General features: G+C 71.9%; 24 protein-coding genes. 18 read left to right on the plus strand and 6 right to left on the minus strand.

What is annotated here, in order from left to right:
- The 4 genes from RBJ77_RS42285 to RBJ77_RS42300 form a co-directional block, all read left to right on the plus strand.
- Positions 1-2,057, plus strand: a 2,057-nt coding sequence (locus RBJ77_RS42285; RefSeq protein WP_372349855.1) for a PDZ domain-containing protein, incomplete at its 5' end; no start/stop codon positions are given.
- 487 nt (positions 2,058-2,544) lie between these two features.
- Positions 2,545-2,898 (plus strand): histidine triad nucleotide-binding protein, encoded by a 354-nt coding sequence (locus RBJ77_RS42290; protein ID WP_255975724.1) that lies wholly within the window; start codon positions 2,545-2,547, stop codon positions 2,896-2,898.
- A 22-nt stretch (positions 2,899-2,920) separates the two neighbouring features.
- Positions 2,921-3,829 carry a ribonuclease Z gene (locus RBJ77_RS42295; RefSeq protein WP_372349856.1) on the plus strand — a complete coding sequence of 303 codons (909 nt, stop codon included), beginning with the start codon at positions 2,921-2,923 and terminating at the stop codon, positions 3,827-3,829.
- 35 nt (positions 3,830-3,864) lie between these two features.
- Positions 3,865-4,920, plus strand: a complete 1,056-nt coding sequence (locus RBJ77_RS42300) for an adenosine deaminase (RefSeq protein ID WP_372349857.1) — start codon at positions 3,865-3,867, stop codon at positions 4,918-4,920.
- On the opposite strand, the gene RBJ77_RS42305 is transcribed toward RBJ77_RS42300, so the two are convergent.
- On the minus strand, positions 4,872-6,254 hold the full coding sequence (locus tag RBJ77_RS42305; RefSeq protein WP_372349858.1) for an MFS transporter: 1,383 nt from the start codon (positions 6,252-6,254) through the stop codon (positions 4,872-4,874). The genes RBJ77_RS42300 and RBJ77_RS42305 overlap by 49 nt on opposite strands.
- A gap of 246 nt (positions 6,255-6,500) precedes the next feature.
- Positions 6,501-7,298 carry an IclR family transcriptional regulator gene (locus RBJ77_RS42310; protein WP_372349859.1) on the minus strand — a complete coding sequence of 266 codons (798 nt, stop codon included), beginning with the start codon at positions 7,296-7,298 and terminating at the stop codon, positions 6,501-6,503.
- 69 nt (positions 7,299-7,367) lie between these two features.
- Here RBJ77_RS42310 and RBJ77_RS42315 point away from each other — a divergent pair, with 69 nt between their 5' ends.
- The 9 genes from RBJ77_RS42315 to RBJ77_RS42355 all read left to right on the plus strand — a co-directional run bounded on the left by RBJ77_RS42315 (position 7,368) and on the right by RBJ77_RS42355 (position 16,174).
- The gene (locus tag RBJ77_RS42315) at positions 7,368-8,390 is read left to right on the plus strand and encodes a 5-dehydro-4-deoxyglucarate dehydratase (protein WP_372349860.1); all 1,023 of its coding nucleotides are present in this window, start codon (positions 7,368-7,370) and stop codon (positions 8,388-8,390) included.
- Complete coding sequence (locus tag RBJ77_RS42320; RefSeq protein ID WP_372349861.1) at positions 8,387-9,682, plus strand: glucarate dehydratase family protein; 1,296 nt, start codon at positions 8,387-8,389, stop codon at positions 9,680-9,682. The genes RBJ77_RS42315 and RBJ77_RS42320 overlap by 4 nt, the downstream gene beginning before the upstream one ends.
- 67 nt (positions 9,683-9,749) lie before the next feature.
- Positions 9,750-11,156: an MFS transporter gene (locus RBJ77_RS42325; RefSeq protein WP_372349862.1), complete on the plus strand. Its 1,407-nt coding sequence runs from the start codon at positions 9,750-9,752 to the stop codon at positions 11,154-11,156.
- A gap of 78 nt (positions 11,157-11,234) precedes the next feature.
- Positions 11,235-12,335, plus strand: coding sequence for a carbohydrate kinase family protein (locus tag RBJ77_RS42330; RefSeq protein ID WP_372349863.1), 1,101 nt, complete (start codon positions 11,235-11,237; stop codon positions 12,333-12,335).
- Between the two features lie 80 nt (positions 12,336-12,415).
- Positions 12,416-12,874, plus strand: coding sequence for a MarR family winged helix-turn-helix transcriptional regulator (locus tag RBJ77_RS42335; protein ID WP_372349864.1), 459 nt, complete (start codon positions 12,416-12,418; stop codon positions 12,872-12,874).
- A 116-nt stretch (positions 12,875-12,990) separates the two neighbouring features.
- Positions 12,991-14,025 (plus strand): PhoH family protein, encoded by a 1,035-nt coding sequence (locus RBJ77_RS42340; RefSeq protein ID WP_255973760.1) that lies wholly within the window; start codon positions 12,991-12,993, stop codon positions 14,023-14,025.
- A gap of 15 nt (positions 14,026-14,040) precedes the next feature.
- A complete protein-coding gene (gene ybeY / locus RBJ77_RS42345; RefSeq protein WP_372349865.1) occupies positions 14,041-14,538 on the plus strand; it encodes an rRNA maturation RNase YbeY in 498 nt (165 codons plus the stop codon).
- Positions 14,535-15,821: a hemolysin family protein gene (locus tag RBJ77_RS42350; RefSeq protein WP_372349866.1), complete on the plus strand. Its 1,287-nt coding sequence runs from the start codon at positions 14,535-14,537 to the stop codon at positions 15,819-15,821. Before ybeY ends, RBJ77_RS42350 begins: the two co-directional genes overlap by 4 nt.
- A complete protein-coding gene (locus RBJ77_RS42355) occupies positions 15,818-16,174 on the plus strand; it encodes an MmcQ/YjbR family DNA-binding protein (RefSeq protein ID WP_372349867.1) in 357 nt (118 codons plus the stop codon). Before RBJ77_RS42350 ends, RBJ77_RS42355 begins: the two co-directional genes overlap by 4 nt.
- Before the next feature lie 211 nt (positions 16,175-16,385).
- Here the strand turns inward: RBJ77_RS42355 and RBJ77_RS42360 are convergent, their stop codons facing one another.
- Positions 16,386-16,535: a hypothetical protein gene (locus RBJ77_RS42360; RefSeq protein WP_372349868.1), complete on the minus strand. Its 150-nt coding sequence runs from the start codon at positions 16,533-16,535 to the stop codon at positions 16,386-16,388.
- A gap of 370 nt (positions 16,536-16,905) precedes the next feature.
- On the opposite strand from RBJ77_RS42360, the gene RBJ77_RS42365 reads away from it, so the two are divergent.
- From RBJ77_RS42365 to RBJ77_RS42380, 4 genes are all read left to right on the plus strand, one after another.
- The gene (locus RBJ77_RS42365) at positions 16,906-17,805 is read left to right on the plus strand and encodes a helix-turn-helix domain-containing protein (protein ID WP_372349869.1); all 900 of its coding nucleotides are present in this window, start codon (positions 16,906-16,908) and stop codon (positions 17,803-17,805) included.
- A gap of 175 nt (positions 17,806-17,980) precedes the next feature.
- Positions 17,981-18,208 (plus strand): DUF397 domain-containing protein, encoded by a 228-nt coding sequence (locus RBJ77_RS42370; RefSeq protein ID WP_372349870.1) that lies wholly within the window; start codon positions 17,981-17,983, stop codon positions 18,206-18,208.
- Positions 18,209-18,229: 21 nt separating this feature from the next.
- Positions 18,230-18,583 carry a cytidine deaminase gene (locus tag RBJ77_RS42375; protein WP_255973767.1) on the plus strand — a complete coding sequence of 118 codons (354 nt, stop codon included), beginning with the start codon at positions 18,230-18,232 and terminating at the stop codon, positions 18,581-18,583.
- Between the two features lie 364 nt (positions 18,584-18,947).
- On the plus strand, positions 18,948-19,316 hold the full coding sequence (locus RBJ77_RS42380; protein ID WP_372349871.1) for a transglycosylase family protein: 369 nt from the start codon (positions 18,948-18,950) through the stop codon (positions 19,314-19,316).
- A gap of 10 nt (positions 19,317-19,326) precedes the next feature.
- Here the strand turns inward: RBJ77_RS42380 and RBJ77_RS42385 are convergent, their stop codons facing one another.
- On the minus strand, positions 19,327-19,665 hold the full coding sequence (locus tag RBJ77_RS42385) for a P-II family nitrogen regulator (RefSeq protein ID WP_372349872.1): 339 nt from the start codon (positions 19,663-19,665) through the stop codon (positions 19,327-19,329).
- Entirely contained in the window at positions 19,662-20,993 is a 1,332-nt protein-coding gene (locus RBJ77_RS42390) for an ammonium transporter (protein WP_372349873.1), read from the minus strand. The genes RBJ77_RS42385 and RBJ77_RS42390 overlap by 4 nt, the downstream gene beginning before the upstream one ends.
- 120 nt (positions 20,994-21,113) lie before the next feature.
- Between RBJ77_RS42390 and era the strand changes: the two genes are divergently transcribed.
- Entirely contained in the window at positions 21,114-22,064 is a 951-nt protein-coding gene (gene era / locus RBJ77_RS42395; RefSeq protein ID WP_255973773.1) for a GTPase Era, read from the plus strand.
- Between the two features lie 3 nt (positions 22,065-22,067).
- Here the strand turns inward: era and RBJ77_RS42400 are convergent, their stop codons facing one another.
- On the minus strand, positions 22,068-22,907 hold the full coding sequence (locus tag RBJ77_RS42400) for a helix-turn-helix transcriptional regulator (protein WP_372349874.1): 840 nt from the start codon (positions 22,905-22,907) through the stop codon (positions 22,068-22,070).
- Positions 22,908-23,035 lie beyond the last annotated feature (128 nt).

Here is a 23,035-nt window from a genome sequence, read left to right on the forward strand (position 1 = left end):
TCGCGCCGGACGGCGGCCGGGTCGCCGTGGCCGCGCACGACGGCCGGGTCCTGCTCGTCGAGCGCGACAGCGGTGACGTACGGGAGGTGGACCGCAGCGAGGACGGGCACGCCTCCGGGCTCGCCTTCTCGCCCGACTCGGCGTGGCTCGCCTGGTCGCATCCCGGCCCGCACGGCCTGCGCCAGCTCAAGCTCGCCAACGCCGCCGACCTCGCCGTCACCGAGGCGACACCGCTCCGGTTCCGGGACTACGCGCCCGCGTTCACGCTCGACGGCAAGCACCTGGCGTTCCTGTCGGCGCGCTCCTTCGACCCCGTCTACGACGAGCACGCCTTCGACCTCGCGTTCGTGAGCGGCTCCCGGCCGCATCTGATCACGCTCGCGGCGACCACCCCGTCCCCGTTCGGACCGCAGCGGCACGGGCGGCCCTTCGAGGCCGTCGACAAGGACGAGACGCCCGACAGCGAGGGCGCGCCCGCCACCCGCGTCGACCTGGAGGGGCTCGTCGACCGGATCGTGCCGTTCCCCGTCGAGGCCGCCCGCTACTCGACGCTGCGCACCGCGAAGGACGGCGTGCTGTGGCTGCGGCACCCGGTGCGCGGCGTGCTCGGCGACTCCCGGGCCAGCCGCAACGACCCGGACCCCAAGACCCGCCTGGAGCGCTACGACCTGGCCCAGCAGCGCATCGAGGACATCGGTTCCGACGCCGACCACTTCGAGGTCACCGGCGACGGCAAGCGCGTCCTGCTGTGGACGGGCGAGGTGCTCAAGGTCGTGCCGAGCGACCGGCGGCCCTCGCACGACGAGGACAGCGACACGAACATCACCGTCGACCTGTCCCGGATCGGCCAGACCGTCGACCCGGTGGCCGAGTGGCGGCAGATGTACGAGGAGGCCGGGCGCCTCATGCGGGACAACTTCTGGCGCGCGGACATGAACGGCGTCGACTGGGACGGGGTCCTCGACCGGTACCGGCCGGTCCTGGAGCGGGTGGCGACCCACGACGACCTCGTCGACCTGCTGTGGGAGGTGCAGGGGGAGCTGGGCACCTCGCACGCGTACGTCGTCCCGCGCGGCGGGGGCGGGTCCGCGTCCCGCCGGCAGGGGCTCCTCGGGGCCGACATCTCCCGCCACGAGGACGGCAGTTGGCGGATCGACCAGGTGCTGCCGTCCGAGACGTCCGACCCGAGCGCCCGGTCCCCGCTCGCCGCGCCCGGGGTCGCCGTGCGCGCAGGGGACGCGATCCTCGCGGTGGGCGGGCGGCCCGTCGACCCGGTGACCGGTCCCGGGCCGCTGCTCGTCGGCACGGCGGACAAGCCGGTCGAGCTGACCGTGTCCCCGGCGGGCGGGGGCGATCCGCGGCACGTCGTCGTCGTGCCCGTGGCGGACGAGGAGCCGCTGCGCTACCACGCGTGGGTGGCGGACCGGCGGGCGTACGTCCACGAGCAGTCCGGCGGGCGGCTCGGCTACCTCCACGTGCCGGACATGCAGGCGCCCGGGTGGGCGCAGATCCATCGCGACCTGAGCGTCGAGGTCGCCCGCGAGGGGCTCGTCGTGGACGTCCGCGAGAACCGGGGCGGGCACACGTCGCAGCTCGTCGTGGAGAAGCTGGCGCGGCGCGTCGTGGGCTGGGACCTGCCGCGCGGCAGCCGCCCGTTCTCGTACCCGATGGACGCGCCGCGCGGGCCCGTCGTCGCCGTCGCCAACGAGTTCTCCGGGTCCGACGGGGACATCGTGAACGCGGCGATCAAGGCGCTCGGGATCGGGCCCGTGGTGGGGGTCCGTACGTGGGGCGGGGTCATCGGGATCGACAGCCGGTACCGGCTGGTGGACGGGACGCTGGTGACGCAGCCGAAGTATGCGACGTGGATGGAGGGTTACGGGTGGGGTCTGGAGAACCACGGGGTGGACCCGGACGTGGAAGTGGTGGCTGCTCCGCAGGACGTCGCGGCCGGCCGTGATCCGCAGCTCGACGAGGCGGTCCGCCTCGCGCTGGCCGCTCTCGCGGACAACCCGGCGAAGTCGGCTCCGCCCCTGCCCCGAGGTTCCGCGGGCTAGCGGTCCGGCGGGCCGGCGGGGGCTGGTCGCGCAGTTCCTGCGTCTGCGGGCCGGTGGGGGCTGGTCGCGCAGTTCCCCGCGCCCCTGAAAGACCGACGGCGTCTGCCGGGCCTGTCTCTCGTCGCGGACTCCGGGCCGGTGGGGCTTCTCGCGCAGTTCCCCGCGCCCCTAAAAGACCGACTGTGTCTGCGGGCCCGGTGCGGGCTGGTCGCGCAGTTCCCCGCGCCCCTGAGGCATGCGGCTTCGCCGCAGCCCCGGGGGCGCCCCTTGAGATGGCGCACGAAGTGCGCATCTCAGGGGCGCGGGGAACTGCGCGAGCAACCACGATGAGACCCGCAGGCAGCGACGAGAGATCAGGTCCGTCAGGGGCGCGGGGAACTGCGCGAGAAGCACCCACCCACCCGCACCAGACGTCGCCGCCCGCCCCTGCGGGGCTGATCGATACCATGCCGCCGTACCGATTCCACCGCGCGAAGGAGACCGCAACGTGTCCGGGGAACCGCAGGCGGACTGCCTGTTCTGCAAGATCGTCGCGGGGGACGTCCCCGCCACCCTCGTCCGCGAGACAGAGACCACCGTCGCCTTCCGCGACATCAACCCGCAGGCCCCGACCCACATCCTGGTCATCCCACGCGTCCACCACCCCGACGCCGCCTCCCTCGCCGCCGCCGAACCGGCGATCGCCGCCGACGTGCTGCGCGAGGCCGGCGAAGTGGCCAAGGAGGAGAAGCTGGACAGCTACCGGCTCGTGTTCAACACGGGCAGCGGCGCCGGCCAGACCGTCTTCCACGCGCACGCCCACGTCCTCGGCGGCCGCGGCCTGCAGTGGCCCCCCGGCTAGCGGCCAGGGAACACGACGCACCGTGTCCGTACGTGAATTCGTCGTCCTCGGCACCGCCAGCCAGGTCCCGACCCGGCACCGCAACCACAACGGCTACCTGCTGCGCTGGGACAGCGAGGGCATCCTCTTCGACCCCGGCGAGGGCACCCAGCGGCAGATGCTGCGGGCCGGCGTCGCCGCGCACGACCTGAACCGGATCTGCGTCACGCACTTCCACGGTGACCACAGCCTCGGTCTGGCCGGTGTGATCCAGCGGATCAACCTCGACCGGGTCCCGCACCCGGTGACCGCCCACTACCCGGCGTCCGGGCAGCGGTTCTTCGACCGGCTGCGGTACGCCACCGCGTACCGGGAGACCGTGGACATCGCCGAGGAACCGGTGAGCGGGGAGGGCGGGGTGCTCGCGGAGACGGCCTCGTACCGGCTGGAGGCCCGCCGGCTCTCCCACCCCGTCGAGTCCTACGGCTACCGGCTCGTCGAACCCGACGGGCGCCGCATGCTGCCGGAGCGGCTCGCCGCGCACGGGATCGCGGGGCCGGACGTGGGACGCCTCCAGCGGGAGGGGAGCCTCGGCGACGTCACCCTCGACGACGTCAGCGAGGTGCGGCGCGGGCAGCGCGTCGCGTTCGTCATGGACACCCGGCTGTGCGAGGGCGTCACCGAGCTCGCCGACGGCTGCGACCTGCTCGTCATCGAGTCGACATTCCTGGACGAGGATCACCAACTCGCTTCCGATCATGGGCATTTGACGGCCGGTCAGGCTGCCCGCGTCGCCCGCGACGGCCACGTGCGGCATCTCGTCCTCACCCACTTCAGCCAGCGCTACACCGACCCGGACGAGTTCGCCCGGCAGGCGCGGGCCGCCGGGTTCACCGGGGAGCTGACGGTCGCCCGCGACCTGGACCGCGTACCGGTGCCCAGGCGCGGGTGAGATCGCGGGGCGGCATCCGTGCGTACGATGCACGGATGTCCCTCGCACCACACGCCGCACCGCACCTCGAACGACTCGCCCGCATCCCCAAGGCCGAGCTGCACCTGCACATCGAAGGCACCCTCGAACCCGAGCTGGCCTTCGAGCTCGCCGCCCGCAACGGCATCACCCTGCCGTACGCCGACACCGAGGCGCTGCGGAAGGCGTACCTCTTCGCCGACCTGCAGTCCTTCCTCGACCTGTACTACTCCCTGATGGCCGTCCTGATCACCGAGGACGACTTCGAGGCGCTCGCCGACGCCTATCTGGCGCGCGCCGCCGAGCAGGGCGTGCGGCACGCCGAGATCTTCTTCGACCCGCAGGCGCACAGCGCGCGCGGGGTGGCGATGGGGACCGTCGTCGAGGGCCTCTCGCGCGCCCTCGAACGCAGCGAGGAGCGGCACGGCGTCTCCACGAAGCTCATCATGTGCTTCCTGCGCGACCAGTCCGCCGAGTCGGCGATGGAGACCCTGGAGGCCGCCGAGCCGTACCTCGACAAGATCGTCGGGGTCGGGCTCGACTCGGCCGAGGTGGGCAACCCCGCCTCGAAGTTCCGCGAGGTGTACGAGGCCGCGGGCGCGCTCGGCCTGCGCAAGGTCGCGCACGCGGGCGAGGAGGGCGACCCGTCGTACGTGTGGGAGGCCCTGGACCTGCTCGGCGTCGAGCGCGTCGACCACGGGCTGCGGTCCCTGGAGGACCCGGAGCTGGTGGCCCGCCTGGTGCGGGACCGGATCCCGCTGACGCTGTGCCCGCTGTCGAACGTCCGGCTGCGCGCCATCGACGTGCTGGAGCAGCACCCGCTGGTGAAGATGATGGACGCGGGCCTGCTGTGCACCGTGAACTCCGACGACCCGGCCTACTTCGGCGGCTACGTCGGCGACACCTTCCACGCCGTCCACGAGGCGCTCGGCCTCGACCACGAACGGCTGCGGGAGCTGGCCCGCAACTCGTTCGTGGCGTCGTTCCTGGACGGCAGCGACGAGGAGGAGGCGCGCCGGGCGCGCTACATCGCCGAGGTCGACGCGTACGAGTTCGACGACATCTCGGGCTGAACCCCCGGTGCCCCGGACGTCCGGGGCACCCCTGACGGGCCCGCTGTCGTGAACTCGCCCTGGACCGGCTCCGGTCCGGCCTCGGCCACGACGGCGGGCACCTCGATCTCCACCACCGGCTGCTCCGGCAGACCGGACGGCGGCACGAACGCGCCGACCGGGGCGCCGCTGCGGCGCCGGGCCGCACCCGCGAACAGCGGGCGGCCGCCCGTGTGCAGGGCCACCGCGGTCAGCGGCACCGCGAGCAGGAGCAGCGCCGCGGCGAGCGCCGCGCCCATCGTGGGGAAGCCGACCGACTGGGACAGGGCGCTGCCCACCAGCGGTCCGCACGCCGTGCCGAGCGAGGACGCCGAGCCGACGAGGACCGCCCAGCGGCCGCGCGGGTCGAGCGAGGCGGCCAGGCCCAGCAGGTACGAGAGCACCACGGGGTAGAGGGTGTTCCAGGCGATCTCGCCGGTCGCGAAGGTGCCGAGGTCGTCCGCGCGGGCGCTGACCGCGATGCAGCACGCGATGGCCGCCGTACCGACGCCGATGGGCATCGCGCGGCCGATCCTGGCGCCGAGCGCGCCCGCGCCGATCACGCCGAGCAGTCCGGCGCCGAGCGCGATCGCGAACACCGAGCCGACCGCGACCTCGGTCAGGCCCGCCTGGTCGGTGCCGATGCGGCTGCTGACGCCCCACAGCGAGTTCTGCGCCATCGACCAGCAGACGATGACCGCCGCCAGCAGCATGCCCGAGCGGGCGTACGGGAGAGGGGACTTGGGGGCCGGGGCCGCGCTGTTGTCCGGGGTGGCGGGGTCGGCGAGCCGGTTCGTCGCGGGCCAGACGGCGAGCGCGGTGAGGGCGAGCGCGGCGAACGGCAGGCCGTGGCCGTCGCTGATCCGCGGAATGGTCAGGTACAGGGCGCCGGCGAGCGCGGAGACGCTCAGCAGGCCGAGCGTCGAGGCGCGGTGCGGGTCCTTCTGGGCGGCGATCCCGGTGGCCGCGACGGCCGTCGCGGTGCCCGAGCCGAAGCCGCCGATCATCGCACCCGCGACGACCAGGGGGACGGTGCCGGAGAGCGCCGCGGTGCCGTAGCCGACGGCGGCGAGGAGGAGTCCGGCGCGGGCGGCGCGGCGGGCGCCGATCCGGTCGACGCGGGCCGCGAGCGTGAAGCCCGCGGTGGCCGAGCTCAGCAGCAGCGTGCTGCCCATGAGACCGGCCTGGGTGGGAGAGAGGTGCAGGCTGTCGGCGAGCCGGCCGACGACCGTGGGCAGCAGATAGGCAGCGAGATAGCCGGCCGTGAAGAGGGCTATGAGCGCGGGGAGTGCGGGCCGGGGAGCGCGCGAAGACACGGGCAGTCCTGTAGACGGACCCCCGGCCCGGACACGGCTGTGCCGCTGTTTTGGGCAAGGGGGTGGTAAGGAAAAGGGGAGTTGGAGCGCGACGTCTTTGCGAACGGGACCGAACCGGGGACGTTGGGGCGCGGCCAATTTGTATCAAGCCGAAAGGGCCCCATAAAAGGCGGGGCCCTGTGACCTGAGACACATTTGGTTTGGGTGGGGTTCGCCCGGGTAGTCGAGGGCGCTTCGGCCGGGCGGCTAGCGCCAGTTGGCGGTCCCCGAGGTGCCCCGGAGGGCGGCCGTCTCGATCTTCGTGCGGATCTCCCGCATGACCGCCACGATCCGCTCCTCGTGCTCCGGCGTCAGCCGTGCGACGGGCACCGAGCAGCTGATGGCGTCGTGCGCGGGAGCCGCGTAGCGCAGGGCGAAGCCGAAGCCGACGATGCCGGGGACGCCCTCCTCGCGGTCGACCGAGTGGCCGCGGGCGCGGATCCGCTCCAGGTCGGCGGCGAGCGATTCGCGGGTGCTGTGCGAGTTCTCGGTGGCCCGGTCGTACGGGCCGGGCGGCAGGTACTCCGCGGGCCGCTCCGCGAGCAGCGCCTTGCCGAGCGCGCCGACGTGCGCGGGCAGCCGGCGGCCGACCCGGCTGATGGTGCGCAGGTACTCGTGCGACTCCCGGGTCGCCAGGTACGCCACGTCGAAGCCGTCGAGGCGGCCCAGGTGGATCGTCTCGCCGAGCGCCTCGGACGCCTCGTCGAGATAGGGGCGCGCGGTGCGCACGTGCGGGTCCGTGTCCAGATAGCTGGTGCCGGTCAGCAGGGCGTGGATGCCGATGCCGTAGAGGGAGCCCGTGACGTCCGTGCGGACCCAGCCGCGCGCGATGAGCGTCTGCAGCAGCGCGTACATGGAGCTGCGCGGCACGGCCAGTTCGTCGGCGAGCTCCTGGAGGCGGGCCGGGCGGTCGCCGCGGGCGGCGAGCACGTCGAGCAGCTCGACGGTGCGCGCCGCCGACTTGACCTCGCGGACGCCGCGACCTTGCTGTTCCTGCTCTGGCATGCGCCGATCGTAAGCCGGACACCGCAAGGCCATTGACGGTCCCCGTTCGCGTACCTAACCTCCATCTACATGTGTGGATGGCATCTACGTACGGAGACAGCAGGCGACGACGCTGACGTCGTCGCCCGGTTGCGGGACGGCATGGCGCGCGGCGTCCTCTCCTTCCCGCTGACGAGTTTCGGCGCCGACGGCTCGCTCGACCCCGACGGGTTCCGCGAGTACGTCGCCGCGCAGGTGGCGACCGGGCCCGGCGCGGTCTTCCCGGCCTGCGGCACCGGCGAGTTCTTCTCGCTCGACGAGGACGAGTACCGGCAGGTCGTCACCGCCGCCGTCGAGGAGACCGCGGGCCGGGTGCCCGTCGTCGCGGGCGTCGGCTACGGCTGGGCGCAGGCGGTCCGCTTCGCCCGCATCGCGGAGGAGGCCGGCGCGGACGCCCTGCTCGTCCTCCCGCACTACCTCGTGCGCGGCCCGCAGAGCGGACTCGTCGCCCAGGTCGAGCAGATCGCGGCCCGCACCCGGCTCCCGCTGATCGTGTACCAGCGCGACCAGGTCGCCTTCTCCCTCGACGCGTTCCGGCGCGTCGCCGCCCTGCCGAACGTCATCGGCCTCAAGGACGGACACAGCGACCTCGACCGCCTCCAGCGCCTCACCCTCGCCGCGCCCGACGGCTTCCTCTTCTTCAACGGAGCCGCCACCGCCGAGATCCAGGCCCGCGCCTACGCCGCCGTCGGCGTCCCCGCCTACTCCTCGGCCGTGCACGCCTTCGCCCCCGAGATCGCCACCGCCTTCCGCACCGCCCTGCAGGCCGGGGACGCAGCGCGGGTGGACCGGCTGCTGCGCGAGTTCTACGTCCCGTTCGTCGAGCTCCGCGACCGCGTGCCCGGGTACGGCGTCTCGCTCGTCAAGGCCGCGGCCCGGCTGCGCGGCCGCCCCGTCGGCCCGGTCCGCGCGCCCCTCGCCGACCCGACCCCCGCCGACCTCGCCGACCTGGAGCGACTCCTCTCCACCGGCCTCGACCTCGTGTCCGAGAGCCCCGAGAGCCCCCAGAACCCCGAGAACCCCACCCCCACCCTGACCGGAGCCGCCCGATGACCGATCTGACCATCACCGACGTACGCCTCACCCCGATCCTCGTCGCCGACCCGCCGCTGCTGAACACCCAGGGCGTCCACCAGCCGTACACGCCCCGGCTCATCGTCGAGGTCGTCACGGCGGACGGCGTCACGGGCATCGGCGAGACGTACGGCGACGCCAAGTACCTGGAGCTGGCGCGGCCCTTCGCCGAGAAACTGATCGGCCGCCGGGTCTCGGACCTGAACGGCCTGTTCGTGGTCGCCGACGAGGTGGCCGTGGACGACGCCCGGGTCGACGACCAGGTCGACGTCGGCGGCCTGCGCGGCGTGCAGACCGCCGACAAGCTGCGGCTCTCCGTCGTCTCCGGGTTCGAGGTCGCCTGCCTCGACGCGCTCGGCAAGGCGCTGGGCCTTCCGGTGCACGCCCTGCTGGGCGGGAAGCTGCGCGACTCCGTGGAGTACAGCGCGTACCTCTTCTACAAGTACGCCGACCACCCCGAGGGCGTCGCGAGCGAGAAGGACGACTGGGGCGCCGCCCTCGACCCGGCCGGCGTCGTCGCGCAGGCCCGCCTCTTCAACGAGCGGTACGGCTTCGAGTCCTTCAAGCTCAAGGGCGGCTGCTTCGCCCCCGACGAGGAGATCGCCGCGATCCGCGCCCTCGCCGAGGCCTTCCCCGGCAAGCCGCTGCGCCTCGACCCGAACGGCGCCTGGTCCGTGGAGACCTCGCTGAAGGTCGCCGACGAGCTCCGTGACGTACTGGAGTACCTGGAGGACCCCGCGCTCGGCACGCCCGCCATGGCCGAGGTCGCCGCCCGCGCCGGGGTGCCGCTCGCCACCAACATGTGCGTGACGACCTTCGCGGAGATCGAGGAGGCGTTCACCAGCGGGGCCGTGCAGGTCGTGCTCTCCGACCACCACTACTGGGGCGGCCTGCGCAACACCCAGCAACTGGCCGCCATCTGCCGCACGTTCGGCGTCGGCGTCTCCATGCACTCCAACACCCACCTCGGGATCAGCCTCGCCGCCATGACGCACGTCGCGGCCACCGTGCCGAACCTGCACCACGCCTGCGACTCCCACTACCCGTGGCAGTCCGAGGACGTGCTCACCGAGCGCCTCACCTTCCAGGACGGCCGCGTCACCGTCTCCGACGCGCCCGGCCTCGGCGTCGAACTCGACCGCGACCGGCTCGCCGTACTGCACCAGCGGTGGCTCGACGACTCCTACGCCGCGATGCGCGACCGCGACGACGCGGCCGCGATGCGGGTCCTCGACCCGGAGTGGGTGACGCCGCCCGTGCCCCGCTGGTAGCCCGCCGCCCCCGGTCCGGCCGGTCCAGCGGGTCCGGCCGGCTCAGCCGCACGAAGGAGTGCCGCTCGTGTCCCCAGCAGTCCCCGCCCCCGTCGAACATCCCCCCGCCGTGCAGTCGGCCGTCCGCAAGATCTTCCGGCGGGTCGTCCCGCTCTTCTTCGTCATGTTCGTCGCCAACTACATGGACCGGGTCAACCTGGGCTTCGCCCAGGACCAGCTCCGGGCCGACGTAGGGCTCTCCGCCGCCGCCTTCGGACTCGGCGCCGGCATCTTCTTCATCGCGTACGCGCTCTTCGAAGTGCCCAGCAACATGCTGATGGAGCGCTTCGGGGCGAAGGTCTGGCTCACCCGCATCATGATCAGCTGGGGCGTCGTCGCCACCGCCATGGCCTTCGTGGACAGCGCGGGCATGTTCTACGCGCTGCGCTTCCTGCTGGGAGTGGCGGAGGCCGGGTTCTTCCCCGCCGTCATCTACTACTTCTCCCGCTGGCTGCCCGACTCGCACCGCGGCCGCGCCACCTCGGTCTTCCTGATGGGATCGGGCACCGCGACCGTCATCGTCGGACCGGTCTCCGGCGCGCTCCTGGAGATGCACGGCATCTGGGGCCACTCCGGCTGGCAGTGGATGTTCTTCATCGAGGGCGTCGTGTCCGTGGTGCTCGGCTTCGTCGTGTACCGGTTCCTCGACTCCGGCGTGGAGAGCGCCACCTGGCTCACCCAGGACGAGAAGGACGGCCTCGTCGCCGTCATCGACGCCGAGCAGCAGGAGCGGCAGGCCGGTCGCGGGACCGCGCGCGTCTCCCGGTGGAAACTGCTCGCCGACCCGCAGATGCTGCTGTTCCTGTGGATCTACTTCGCGATCAACGTGGCCCTGTACGCGGTGACGTTCTGGCTCCCCTCGATCGTCGACGACATCGGCGGCCTGAGCGAGTTCCAGGTGGGACTCCTGACCGCCGTGCCGTGGCTGTTCGCCATCGCCGCCGTGTACGTGTCCGGGCGGCTGTCCGACCGGATCGGCAAGCGGCGGCCCGTCCTGGTGACGCTGCTGCTCATCGGCGGCACCGGGACCCTGCTCGCCGTGCTGGTGTCGCCGTGGGCCGGACTCGGGGCGCTGTGCGTCGCCGCGGTCGGCTTCAAGCCCGCGTCGCCCGTCTTCTGGACCATCCCGCAGAGCTACCTCGACGCACGGGCCGCCGCGCCCGGCATCGCCCTCATCAACTCCGTCGGGAACCTGGGCGGATTCGTCGCCCCGACCGCGTTCGGCCTCATCGAGGACGCGACCGGGTCGACGAAGGGCGGACTCGTCGGGCTCACCGTGATCGGGTTCCTCGCCGCGCTGAGCGTGCTCCTCGTCCGGGGCGGCGGCCGCAACGACACCGTCCGCGGGGCGCGGCGCCGGGCGGCACGGCCCGCGCGCGGCGCGACCGGGACCGTCGCACGGACCGCCGCGGGACCGGAGGGCGCCGGAGCGTGACGGGCTGATGTCACCTGCCGTGGTACGGGCCCCCTTCATGCACACTGTCCGGACCCGTACCACTGCAGGGAGCGTGATGTGACTTCCCCGGAACCGGCCCACACGGACCCCCTCGCGGCGCTGCGCACGCCCGACGATCCGGCCTGCGACGTGTATCTCACCGGCACCGTCTTCCTCGACATCGTCTTCACGGGCCTGGACAGCGCGCCGGTGCGCGGCACGGAGTCCTGGGCGCGGGGCATGGGGTCGAGCCCCGGCGGCGTGGCGAACATGGCCACCGCGCTGGCCCGGCTCGGGCTGCGGACGTCGCTGGCCGCCGCGTTCGGCGACGACCACTACGGGGAGTACTGCTGGGACACGCTGGAGCGGGGCGAGGGCATCGACCTCAGCTACTCGCGGACCGTGGCCGGCTGGCACTCGCCGGTCACCGTCTCCATGGCGTACGAGGGCGAGCGCACCATGGTCAGCCACGGCCACGAGCCGCCGCCCGCCGAACCCGCCCCGAAGTGCCCGCCGAGAGCCCGGGCGGCCGTCGCCTCCCTGACGCCCGGGATCGCCGCGCCGTGGGTCGGCGAGGCCGCCCGGAAGGGCACCCGGATCTTCGCCGACGTCGGCTGGGACGAGACGGGCCGCTGGGACCTGGCCGGGCTCGGCGACCTCGGGCAGTGCGAGGCGTTCCTGCCGAACGCGGAGGAGGCGATGCGCTACACGGGCACGTCCTGTCCACGGGCCGCCGCGCACGCGCTGACCGAGCACGTGCCGGTGGCCGTGGTGACGCTCGGCGCCGACGGGGCGTACGCGGTGGACGGCAGGACCGGGGAGACCGCGTCCGTCCCGGCCATCGAGGTGGCGGCGCTCGACCCGACCGGGGCCGGCGACGTGTTCGTGGCGGGCTTCGTCACCGGCACCCTCGCGGGCTGGCCGCTGGCGGACCGGCTGGCGTTCGCCGGACTCACGGCGGCGCTCTCCGTCCAGGAGTTCGGCGGCTCGCTGTCGGCGCCCGGCTGGTCGGAGGTCGCCGCGTGGTGGCGGCAGATCCAGGCGTACGAGGAGCGCGGGGCGCAGGACCCGGCGGCCCTGGAGCGGTACGCGTTCCTCGGCCCCCTGCTGCCGGGGACGTCCCGGCCGTGGCCGCTGCGCAGGGCCGTGCCGACGATCGGCTTCGGCGGCGCCGCCTGAGGCGCGCACGGCCCGGGGCATGGTGGAATCTCCGTTCGGGTACGGGCGGGCAGGGCCTTGGGCGAGGGGTGCGGAGCGTGATGGCCGGATCGGGTGACGTGGACGCGGTGGTGCGGGAGCTGCTCCTGCTCATGCCGCGGATGGCCGGGCGCGTGAAGCGGATCCCCGTACCGGAGGCGCTGCGGTCGCAGGCGCTGGCGCCCCGCCACCTGTCCCTGCTGGCCTGCCTGCTGTTCGACGGCCCCATGACCGTCAACGAGCTGGCCGCGCGCCTGGAGGTGGCGCCCACCACCGTCAGCCTGATGGTCGGCGACCTGAGCGGCAAGGGGATCCTGGAGCGCCGCGCGGACCCGGCCGACCGGCGGCGCAGGATCGTCGCCATCGCCCCGGACCAGCACGAGGCGATCGCGGCGTGGCTGGCCCCCGGCGCGACGGCCTGGCAGCGCGTCCTGACGCCCCTGACGCCCGGGCAGCGCCGCTTCTTCGTGGACACCCTGCGGGCGTACGAGGAGGCCGTGACGCAGGAGGGCACGGGCTGACGGCCCCGGCCGGACCGCGTCCGGAAAAGCCTTCGGACCTGTCAGTGGCGCGACGTAGGCTGGAACGCATCAGACCACGGCTGTCACAAGGAGACTGCGGCCCTCAGAGCCCGCCCATGACGCAGACACCATCCAGCGCCCGCGCACGGTTCACGGTTCCGGCGAAGCACCCCATGGTCGAGGTGCTCGGATCGGGTGACGCGCTGCTGCAAGTGATCGAGAAGGCCTTCCCGGAAGCCGACATCCACGTCCGGGGCAATGAGATCAGTGCGACCGGAGAGCCCGCCGAAGTGGCCCTCATCCAGCGCCTGTTCGACGAGATGATGCTGGTCCTGAGGACGGGGGCACCGATGACAGAGGACGCCGTGGAGCGCTCCATCGCCATGCTGAAGGCGACGCAGAACGGGGAGGGCGCGGGTCAGGAGACCCCCGCCGAGGTGCTCACACAGAACATCCTGTCGTCGCGCGGGCGCACCATCCGCCCCAAGACGCTGAACCAGAAGCGGTACGTCGACGCGATCGACAAGCACACGATCGTCTTCGGCATCGGCCCGGCCGGCACCGGCAAGACCTATCTGGCCATGGCCAAGGCGGTCCAGGCCCTGCAGTCCAAGCAGGTCAACCGGATCATCCTGACCCGGCCCGCCGTGGAGGCGGGCGAGCGCCTCGGGTTCCTGCCCGGCACGCTGTACGAGAAGATCGACCCGTACCTGCGCCCGCTGTACGACGCGCTGCACGACATGCTCGACCCCGACTCGATCCCGCGGCTGATGGCGGCGGGCACCATCGAGGTCGCCCCGCTGGCGTACATGCGCGGCCGCACGCTCAACGACGCGTTCATCATCCTGGACGAGGCGCAGAACACGAGCCCCGAGCAGATGAAGATGTTCCTGACCCGGCTCGGCTTCGAGTCGAAGATCGTGATCACGGGCGATGTGACGCAGGTCGACCTGCCGAACGGCACGAAGTCCGGTCTGCGCCAGGTGCAGGACATCCTGGAGGGCCTCGACGACGTGCACTTCTCGCGCCTGTCGTCCCAGGATGTCGTCCGGCACAAGCTGGTCGGCCGTATCGTCGACGCGTACGAGAAGTACGACACCGAGCACGGTACGGAGAACGGCTCGCACAAGGGCCGCCCCAGAGGGAAGTAGAGAACCAACAGCGCCATGTCGATCGACGTCAACAACGAGTCAGGAACCGAGGTCGACGAGCAGGCGATCCTCGACATCGCCCGCTACGCCCTCGCGCGGATGCGCATCCACCCGCTCTCCGAGCTCTCGGTGATCGTCGTGGACGCCGACGCCATGGAGCAGCTGCACGTCCAGTGGATGGACCTGCCGGGTCCGACGGACGTCATGTCCTTCCCGATGGACGAACTGCGGCCGCCCGCGAAGGACGACGAGGAGCCCGTCCAGGGGCTCCTCGGCGACATCGTCCTGTGCCCCGAGGTTGCCAAGAAGCAGGGCGAGGACGCGCCCACGCAGCACTCCATGGACGAGGAGCTCCAGCTCCTCACCGTCCACGGCGTGCTGCACCTGCTCGGGTACGACCACGAGGAGCCCGACGAGAAGGCCGAGATGTTCGGGCTCCAGGCCGCCATCGTGGACGGCTGGCGTGCGGAGCAGGGACACACGGGGCCGTCGCCGGCGCCGACCGTGTCATGAGCCTCTCGCTGATCGCGGGCGCCGTCGCGCTGGTCGTCGTGGCGTGGCTCGCCGCCTGCGCCGAGGCCGGCATCGCCCGGACCTCCAGCTTCCGCGCCGAGGAGGCCGTCAGGTCCGGGCGGCGCGGCAGCGCCAAGCTCGCGCAGGTCGCCGCCGACCCGACGCGCTATCTGAACGTCGCGCTCCTGGTCCGCGTGGCCTGCGAGATGGCGGCCGCCGCACTCGTCACGTACGCCTGCCTCGAGGAGTTCACCGCGACCTGGCAGGCGCTGCTCGTCGCCATCGGCGTGATGGTCCTCGTCTCGTACGTGGCCGTCGGCGTCTCGCCGCGCACCATCGGCCGGCAGCACCCGCTGAACACGGCCACCGCCGCCGCGTACGTGCTGCTGCCGCTGGCCCGGATCATGGGGCCGATCCCGCCGCTGCTGATCCTCATCGGCAACGCGCTGACGCCGGGCAAGGGCTTCCGGCGCGGCCCGTTCGCCTCCGAGGCCGAGCTGCGCGCCATGGTCGACCTCGCCGAGAAGGAGTCCCTGATCGAGGACGAGGAGCGCCGCATGGTGCACTCCGTCTTCGAGCTCGGCGACACGCTGGTCCGCGAGGTCATGGTGCCGCGCACCGACCTGGTCGTCATCGAGCGGTACAAGACCATCCGGCAGGCGCTGACGCTCGCGCTGCGCTCCGGGTTCTCGCGGATCCCCGTGGTGGGGGAGAGCGAGGACGACGTCGTCGGCATCGTGTACCTGAAGGACCTCGTCCGCAAGACGCACATCAACCGCGACGCCGAGGCCGAGCTGGTGTCGACCGCCATGCGCCCCGCGGCCTTCGTGCCCGACACGAAGAACGCCGGGGACCTGCTGCGCGAGATGCAGCAGCTGCGCAACCACGTCGCCGTCGTCATCGACGAGTACGGCGGCACGGCGGGCATCGTCACCATCGAGGACATCCTGGAGGAGATCGTCGGCGAGATCACCGACGAGTACGACCGGGAGCTGCCGCCCGTCGAGGAGCTCGGCGACGACCGGTTCCGGGTCACCGCGCGCCTCGACATCGGCGACCTCGGCGAGCTGTACGGCATCGAGGAGTTCGACGACGAGGACGTGGAGACCGTCGGCGGACTGCTCGCCAAGGCGCTCGGCCGGGTCCCCATCGCCGGGGCCTCGTCGGCGGTGACCCTGCCCGACGGGCGGGTGCTGCGGCTGACCGCGGAGGCCGCGGCCGGGCGGCGGAACAAGATCGTGACGGTGCTCGTGGAACCCGAGGGGGAGGAGCCGGCGGCATGACACCGCAGGAGCTGCGCACGCTGTGCCTGTCGTTCAACGCGGCGGTGGAGGAGTTCCCGTTCACCCCGGAGGCGTCGGTCTTCAAGGTGCTGGGGAAGATGTTCGCCCTCAGCCATCTGGACGGGCGGCCCCTGACGGTCAACCTGAAGTGCGACCCCGAGGACGCGGTGCGGCTGCGCGCCGAGTACGAGGGCGTCATCGTGCCCGGCTGGCGCATGAACAAGCGGCACTGGAACACGGTGACCGTCGCCGAACTCCCCGCGTCGGTCGTCCGTGAGCTGGTCGAGGACTCGTACGACCTGGTGGTGGCGGGGTTGCCGCGGGCGGAGCGGTTGCGGCTCGACCGGAGCTGAACACCGGCGTGCGGCACTCGGTGCGCCGTACACACGCTCCGAAATGGCCCGACTGCCCCTCCCCAACGGGCGGACGCGGCTGCAGAATGGGGTGACGGTACCCTGCGACGCCACCGCTCCGGGCAAGCCTGCCAGGGAACTCGGAACGGCAGCGTCTGTGTCGGGCATCCGCCGCTATCGGCCCCGGCCTTCCGGTCGGGGCTGATTGCTGTCACGCAAAGGGTCGGATCCATTCCTCGGCGATCTTGTGGATCGCGATGAGGAGATTGATCAACGGGACGGCCAGAGCCACCCGCTCACCCCAGGTGCGCTTGGTCTTCTGCGGTCGGAGCCCTCCTTCCTCTCCTTGATGTTCGGCCATGATCACTCGACCCCTTTCCGGGACCACGTGGGCAAGTCACCGTCTGCTTCCGGGAGTTGGGCTTGATGGGTGATCAACTCCTTTGTGGATCAAGGTTGTTGATCGGGCATACTTCATCACCTTCTCCCACAGCGTATCCGCGAGACGTCTAGAAGCCCAGTGCCTAACGGCATAATCCTCTATGGCGGCTCCCAACCTGCTACATAGCAGAGTGCGGAGTAAGGTTAGGGTGTGCGTAGCACACCCGGTGTGCGGCGTGCGCGCGCGGGTTCGAGCGATATTTGAAGTGTCGCAACTAAGAGGTCTCGATGAGTCATATGGATAGCTGCTATGTTGCACAAAGCCGGATGCGGTCGGGGGTGAAGCAGTCATGGCGGTGACCAGCGCGGCGTTGCTGCGGCTGCAGCTGCGCACCGAACTGCGCAAGGCGCGGATCGCGGCAGGTCTGACTCAGCGGCAGGTTGCCGACCGGATGGAGTGGAGTCCGTCCAAGCTCATCCGCATCGAAGCGGGCGAGGTCGGCATCTCCGTCAACGACCTGCGGCCGCTCGCGGCGGCGTACGGCCTCTCGGACCGGCGCAAGCTGGAAGAGCTGCTCGACATGGCCCGCGGGAGCCGGCGCATGCCGTTCACCGAGTACCGGGACCTGTACAGCAAGGACTTCATGCAGCGCCTCGCGCTGGAGTCGGCCGCGTCCGTCCACCGGCAGTTCGCGCCCCTGCTCCTGCCCGGTCTGCTGCAGACCGAGGAGTACATGCGGGCCGTGATCGGCGCGTACGGCAAGGACATGCCCGAGGACGACGTCGACCGCATCGTCGAGTCGCGGCTCGCGCGTCAGGACGTGCTGGAGGACCCGGAGGGGCGCGAGTTCAGCTTCGTCCTGGACGAATCCCTGGTGCGCCGGGTGATGGGCGGCCGTGGCGTGATGCGGGCGCAGCTGGAGCACCTGGCCTCCCTGTCCGAGCGCGAGCACATCACGCTCCAGATCCTCCCGTTCAGCGTCGGCGCCCACCCCGGTATCCAGGGGCCGTTCTCGCTGTTCGAGTTCAAGGCCGAGGGGATGGAGGACGCCCTGTTCCTGGAGGACTCCCGGGGCATCACCATCGCGTCGACCTCCGCGGAGGAGACCCGGCAGTACCTGGAGCGCTTCTGGGAGCTGGAGGACCTGTCGCTGAAGGACGGGGTCGGTGTGGTGCTGCGGCGGCTCGCGGTGCGCGTCGCGGAGGGAGGGGACGAGCTGGAGGCACTCCTGCAGCAGGACCCCGGCTGAGCGGACTCCGCCGCCAACTTGTCGCCAACTTGCCGTGATCATCGGTAAGTTGGCGGGAATTGTCATGCCTGCGTTGTTGGCTTCTGCACGTACCATGGGACTTCTGCCGTGCGACCCACGGCGTTTTCGGGGGACGCCCCGGCCGGGCGGTCCACAACCGGGGTGGAGGTCGAGGGTGACTCAGGCACGGGCATGGGCATGGCGCAAGAGCAGTGGATCCGCACAGGTGGACGACTGCGTCGAGGTCGCCTGCACGGGCGCCGCGATCCGCGTCCGCGACTCGAAGCGCCGACGCGGCGACGTCATCGCCGTCGCCCCTGCCGCATGGGACTCCTTCCTCGGCTTCGTCGCCGACCCCGGCCCGGCGTCGCCGGGTGAGCGCCCTGTTGCCGGGCGTCCGTAGCGCCTTCCTTATGCTCAGCCCATGACTGAGAGCACCGACCTCGGCCCCGAGGACCGCAAGATCGTCACCCTGGCCCGCTCCGCGCGGGCCCGCAACGGTGTGCCCGAGGGGGCGGCCGTGCGGGACGAGACGGGGCGTACCTATGTCGCGGGGACCGTCGCCCTCGACTCCCTCAAGCTGAGCGCGCTGCAGACGGCCGTCGCGATGGCCGTGGCCTCCGGTGCGCAGTCCCTGGAGGCGGCCGCCGTCGTCTCGGCGGCGGACGCCCTGGCGGGCGAGGACGTCGCCGCCGTGCGCGATCTGGGCGGGGCCGGGACGCCGGTGTTCCTCGCGGCGCCGGACGGCACCGTCCGGGCCGCCGTCGAGGCCGGCTGAGCCGGGAGGCGTGCGTCACAGGGAACCCCGCTTGCCCAGTAATGAGGCGGTTCATGCCTGATCGGCGTGAAGACGGTCACGTCGGCGTCGGGCCGGGACTTTGGTCCCGGCCCGACGTGTCTCTCGGGAAGGGCCTCCCGGCCTTGTGCGACAAGGGGTGCGGGACCTTCGGCCCGGGTCTTTGGTCCCGCCGCCGCGACGAGTGAAAGAAGGACCAAAGTCCCGTCGGTGGGACTTAGGGCCCATGGGGCAAACCCGGACAGGCCGGTCATGGTGGATCCGTTGCCAGGCGCCGAAGCGCTCACAGCGTCCCGTCACCCGGGAGGCGCCGCACACTTCCCGTCCCCGAACGAAGGCTTTCTACGTGTTCACCTCTGCCCGCAAGACCTCGTCCCGTGTCCGTCGCCTCGCCGTCGCCGGTGTGCTCACCGGCGCCGCCGGCGCGATGGTGATCGCCGGCACCGGCTCCGCCTCCGCCGCGACCGCCGCCGCCCCGACCGGCTCCTGGGACTCCGTCGCGCAGTGCGAGGCCGGCGGCAACTGGTCCGCCAACACCGGCAACGGCTTCTACGGCGGCCTGCAGTTCACGCAGTCCACCTGGGCCGCCTACGGCGGCACCCAGTACGCCCCCAGCGCGCACCTCGCCAGCAAGGCCGAGCAGATCACCGTCGGCAACAAGGTCCTCGCCAGCCAGGGCGCCGGCGCCTGGCCGAACTGCGGCGTCAGCCTCTGATCAGGCTCGCTCAGACGGCGTCGGGGCCCCGCTCGCCCGTCCGCACCCGCACCACGGTGTCGACGGGCACGGCCCAGACCTTGCCGTCACCGATCTTGCCGGTCCGGGCGGCCCGCACGATCGCCTCCATCGCGGCCTCGGCGTCGTCGTCCGCGACGACGACCTCGATCCGCACCTTCGGCACCAGGTCGACCTGGTACTCGGCGCCCCGGTACACCTCGGTGTGCCCGCGCTGACGCCCGTAACCGCTGGCCTCGGTCACCGTCAGGCCCTGCACGCCCAGCTCCTGCAGCGCCGTCTTGACCTCGTCGAGGCGGAACGGCTTGACGACCGCGGTGATCAGCTTCATGACTGCTTGGCCTTTCCGGCGACGGAGACGGGAGCGTGGGCGGGGTGCGCCGAGGCGCTCAGGACGCCGTGATCGTACGCACTCTCCGCATGCACCGTCTGGTCCAGGCCCGTCAGCTCCTCCTCGGCCGCGGCCCGGAACCCCAGGAACCGGTCGACGGCCCGGCCGAGCCCGTACGTCACCGCGAACGTGTACGCCGCCACGACCAGCACGGCGACCAGCTGCTTGCCGAGCTGACCGAACCCGCCGCCGTAGAAGAGGCCCTCCTTCGCGCCCGACCCGGTCATCGCCGACGTCGCGAACAGACCGATCAGGACCGTGCCCACGACACCGCCGACGAAGTGCACGCCGACCACGTCCAGTGAGTCGTCGTAGTCGAAGCGGAACTTCCAGGCGACGGCGTACGAGCACACGACACCGGCCGCGAGCCCCACGACGGCCGCGCCGGGCACCCCCACGACGCCGCAGGCCGGGGTGATCGCGACCAGCCCCGCCACCGCACCGGACGCCGCGCCGAACGTCGTCGGGTGCCCGTCCCGCCGCTGCTCCACGAACAGCCAGCCCAGCAGACCCGTGCAGCCCGCGATCAGGGTGTTGAACAGGGAGGCCGCGGCGAGGCCGTTCGCGCCGAGCGCCGAACCGCCGTTGAAGCCGAGCCAGCCGAACCAGAGCAGGCCCGCACCCATGATCACCATCGGCAGGTTGTGCGGGCGCATCGCGTCCTTCTTGAAGCCGAGACGCGGCCCGAGCACCAGACACAGGGCGAGCCCCGACGCGCCCGAGGCGATCTCGACGACGAGGCCGCCCGCGAAGTCGAGGGCCCCCAGATGCTGCGCGATCCAGCCGCCAGGACCCCACACCCAGTGCGCGACGGGAACGTATACGAGCAGCGCCCACAGCGGTACGAAGGCCAGCCACGCCCCGAACCTCGTGCGGTCCGCGACGGCTCCGCTGATCAGCGCGGTGGTCAGGATCGCGAAGGTCAGCTGGAACGTCGTGAAGAGGAAGGTGGGGACCGTGCCGGTCACCGAGTCCGGACCGATCCCCGCCATGCCCGCGTGCTCCAGACCGCCGATCAGGCCCGCGAACGCGTCGTCGCCGAACGCGAGCGAATATCCCGCGACCAGCCACACCACCGTCACGAGCGCGATGGACACGAAGCTCATCATCAGCATGTTGAGGACGCTCTTCGTGCGGACCATGCCGCCGTAGAACAGGGCGAGGCCCGGCGTCATGAGGAGGACGAGGGCCGTGGCGGCGAGCAGCCAGGCGGTGTCACCGGTGTCGAGGGCGGCTTGCGCGGCGAGGGGCACGGTCGTGGCAGGCATGCGGGCCAGCGTCACCGGCCCGCGTTTCGGAATCCGTACCCCGGCGTTTCCGCCGTGTTTCGTGTTGCCGAGGGGTTACCGGGACCTCACGGTACTGCGGCGCCTTGCGGATCAGGGACAATGGGCGCCATGAGCGTTCACACCCCCGCACCCGGATCCGCGCACCGCGCCGGCTTCGCCTGCTTCGTCGGCCGCCCCAACGCGGGCAAGTCCACCCTCACGAACGCTCTGGTCGGCAAGAAGGTGGCCATCACCGCCGACCAGCCGCAGACCACGCGGCACACCGTGCGCGGCATCGTCCACCGCGACGACGCGCAGCTGATCCTGGTGGACACCCCCGGTCTGCACAAGCCGCGCACCCTGCTCGGCGAGCGGCTGAACGACGTCGTGCGCACCACGTGGGCCGAGGTCGACGTCATCGGCTTCTGCCTCCCGGCGAACGAGAAGCTCGGCCCCGGCGACCGGTTCATCGCCAAGGAACTCGCGTCCATCAAGAAGACGCCGAAGATCGCCATCGTCACCAAGACCGACCTCGTCGACAGCAAGCAGCTCGCCGAGCAGCTCATCGCCATCGACCAGCTCGGCAAGGAGCTCGGCTTCGAGTGGGCCGAGATCATCCCGGTCTCCGCCGTCGGCGACAAGCAGGTCGACCTGCTGGCCGATCTCATCGTCCCGCTGCTCCCCGAGGGCCCCGCGCTCTACCCGGAGGGCGACCTCACCGACGAGCCCGAGCAGGTCATGGTCGCCGAGCTGATCCGCGAGGCCGCGCTCGAAGGCGTCCGGGACGAGCTGCCGCACTCCATCGCGGTCGTCGTCGAGGAGATGCTGCCGCGCGAGGACCGGCCCGCCGACAAGCCGCTCCTCGACATCCACGCCTTCGTCTACATCGAGCGGCCCAGCCAGAAGGGCATCATCATCGGCCCCAAGGGCAAGCGCCTCAAGGACGTCGGCATCAAGTCCCGCAAGCAGATCGAGGCGCTGCTCGGTACGCCCGTCTACCTCGACCTGCACGTCAAGGTCGCCAAGGACTGGCAGCGCGACCCGCGCCAGCTGCGCAAGCTCGGCTTCTAGGTCCTAGGACCCGTGGTCGCTGGGGGACAGGTCCTGGACGCCGATCACCCGCAGCAGTTCGAGCCGCTCGTACGTCTCCGTACCCGGGCGCGCCGAGTGCACGACCAGCATCTGGCCGTGCCCGTCGCCGGTCAGCACCTCGCAGTCGAGGTCGAGGACGCCGACCACCGGGTGCACGAAACGCTTCGTCGCCGCGCGCCGCACCACCACCTCGTGCTCCTGCCAGAGCGCCGCGAACTCCTCCGACCCCGCCCGTAGTTCGGCCACCAGGGCGGCCGGGCCCGGATCGTCCGGGCGGGCCCCGGTGACCGCCCGGAGCGTCGCCACGTGGGTGCGGGCGTGTTGCGCGTGGCTCTCCGCCGGCAGCAGGGTGCGGCTCGCCGGTTCCAGGAAGAACCGGCGGATCATGTTCACCCCGGCGTTGTCGCCGGACAGGGCCACCGCCATGGCGTTCTGCGCGAGCACCTCGCCCCAGTCGCTCAGCACCTGCGCCGGCAGGTCGTGCAGCCGGTCCAGGATCATCAGCAGCCCGGGACGCACGTGCCCCGACGACGTGCCCGGCCGCGGCGGCTCCTCGCCCGCCAGGTGGAACAGGTGGTCCCGCTCGTCCGCCGTCAGCCGCAGCGCGCGGGCCAGCGCGGTCAGCATCTGGCGCGACGGGTGCGAGCCGCGGCGCTGTTCGAGACGCGTGTAGTAGTCCGTGGACATGCCGGCCAGCTGCGCCACCTCCTCGCGGCGCAGGCCAGGCGTGCGGCGGCGCTGTCCCTCGGCGAGGCCCACGTCCGCGGGGGACAGGCGGGTGCGGGAGCGGCGCAGGAAGTCGGCGAGTTCGGCTCGGTTCACGCTTCCAGCATCACGCGGATCCCGGGCCGTATCCAGGGAGTGCCGCTCCCTGGATAACCGCGTCTCTCCCGCCGCGGGCCGGGGGCGCCGACGCTGGGTGCATGGCACGACGACGACTTCGAGGAGGC

Origin of the sequence: Streptomyces sp. KL116D, assembly GCF_030766975.1 — a bacterium.
GTDB lineage: Bacteria > Actinomycetota > Actinomycetes > Streptomycetales > Streptomycetaceae > Streptomyces > Streptomyces longispororuber_A.

What these genes read in the sequence shown, in the direction of transcription:
- RBJ77_RS42310 (WP_372349859.1), bottom strand. Translation starts at nt 7,298, where the DNA reads ATGCCAGAGCAGGAACAGCAAGGTCGCGGCGTCCGCGAGGTCAAGTCG.
- RBJ77_RS42390 (WP_372349873.1), bottom strand. Translation starts at nt 20,993, where the DNA reads ATGCCTGCCACGACCGTGCCCCTCGCCGCGCAAGCCGCCCTCGACACC.
- RBJ77_RS42375 (WP_255973767.1), top strand. Translation starts at nt 18,230, where the DNA reads ATGACTGAGAGCACCGACCTCGGCCCCGAGGACCGCAAGATCGTCACC.
- RBJ77_RS42365 (WP_372349869.1), top strand. Translation starts at nt 16,906, where the DNA reads ATGGCGGTGACCAGCGCGGCGTTGCTGCGGCTGCAGCTGCGCACCGAA.
- RBJ77_RS42315 (WP_372349860.1), top strand. Translation starts at nt 7,368, where the DNA reads ATGTGTGGATGGCATCTACGTACGGAGACAGCAGGCGACGACGCTGAC.
- RBJ77_RS42350 (WP_372349866.1), top strand. Translation starts at nt 14,535, where the DNA reads ATGAGCCTCTCGCTGATCGCGGGCGCCGTCGCGCTGGTCGTCGTGGCG.
- RBJ77_RS42340 (WP_255973760.1), top strand. Translation starts at nt 12,991, where the DNA reads ATGACGCAGACACCATCCAGCGCCCGCGCACGGTTCACGGTTCCGGCG.
- era (WP_255973773.1), top strand. Translation starts at nt 21,114, where the DNA reads ATGGGCGCCATGAGCGTTCACACCCCCGCACCCGGATCCGCGCACCGC.
- RBJ77_RS42320 (WP_372349861.1), top strand. Translation starts at nt 8,387, where the DNA reads ATGACCGATCTGACCATCACCGACGTACGCCTCACCCCGATCCTCGTC.
- RBJ77_RS42335 (WP_372349864.1), top strand. Translation starts at nt 12,416, where the DNA reads ATGGCCGGATCGGGTGACGTGGACGCGGTGGTGCGGGAGCTGCTCCTG.
- RBJ77_RS42300 (WP_372349857.1), top strand. Translation starts at nt 3,865, where the DNA reads ATGTCCCTCGCACCACACGCCGCACCGCACCTCGAACGACTCGCCCGC.
- RBJ77_RS42355 (WP_372349867.1), top strand. Translation starts at nt 15,818, where the DNA reads ATGACACCGCAGGAGCTGCGCACGCTGTGCCTGTCGTTCAACGCGGCG.
- RBJ77_RS42360 (WP_372349868.1), bottom strand. Translation starts at nt 16,535, where the DNA reads ATGGCCGAACATCAAGGAGAGGAAGGAGGGCTCCGACCGCAGAAGACC.
- RBJ77_RS42385 (WP_372349872.1), bottom strand. Translation starts at nt 19,665, where the DNA reads ATGAAGCTGATCACCGCGGTCGTCAAGCCGTTCCGCCTCGACGAGGTC.
- ybeY (WP_372349865.1), top strand. Translation starts at nt 14,041, where the DNA reads ATGTCGATCGACGTCAACAACGAGTCAGGAACCGAGGTCGACGAGCAG.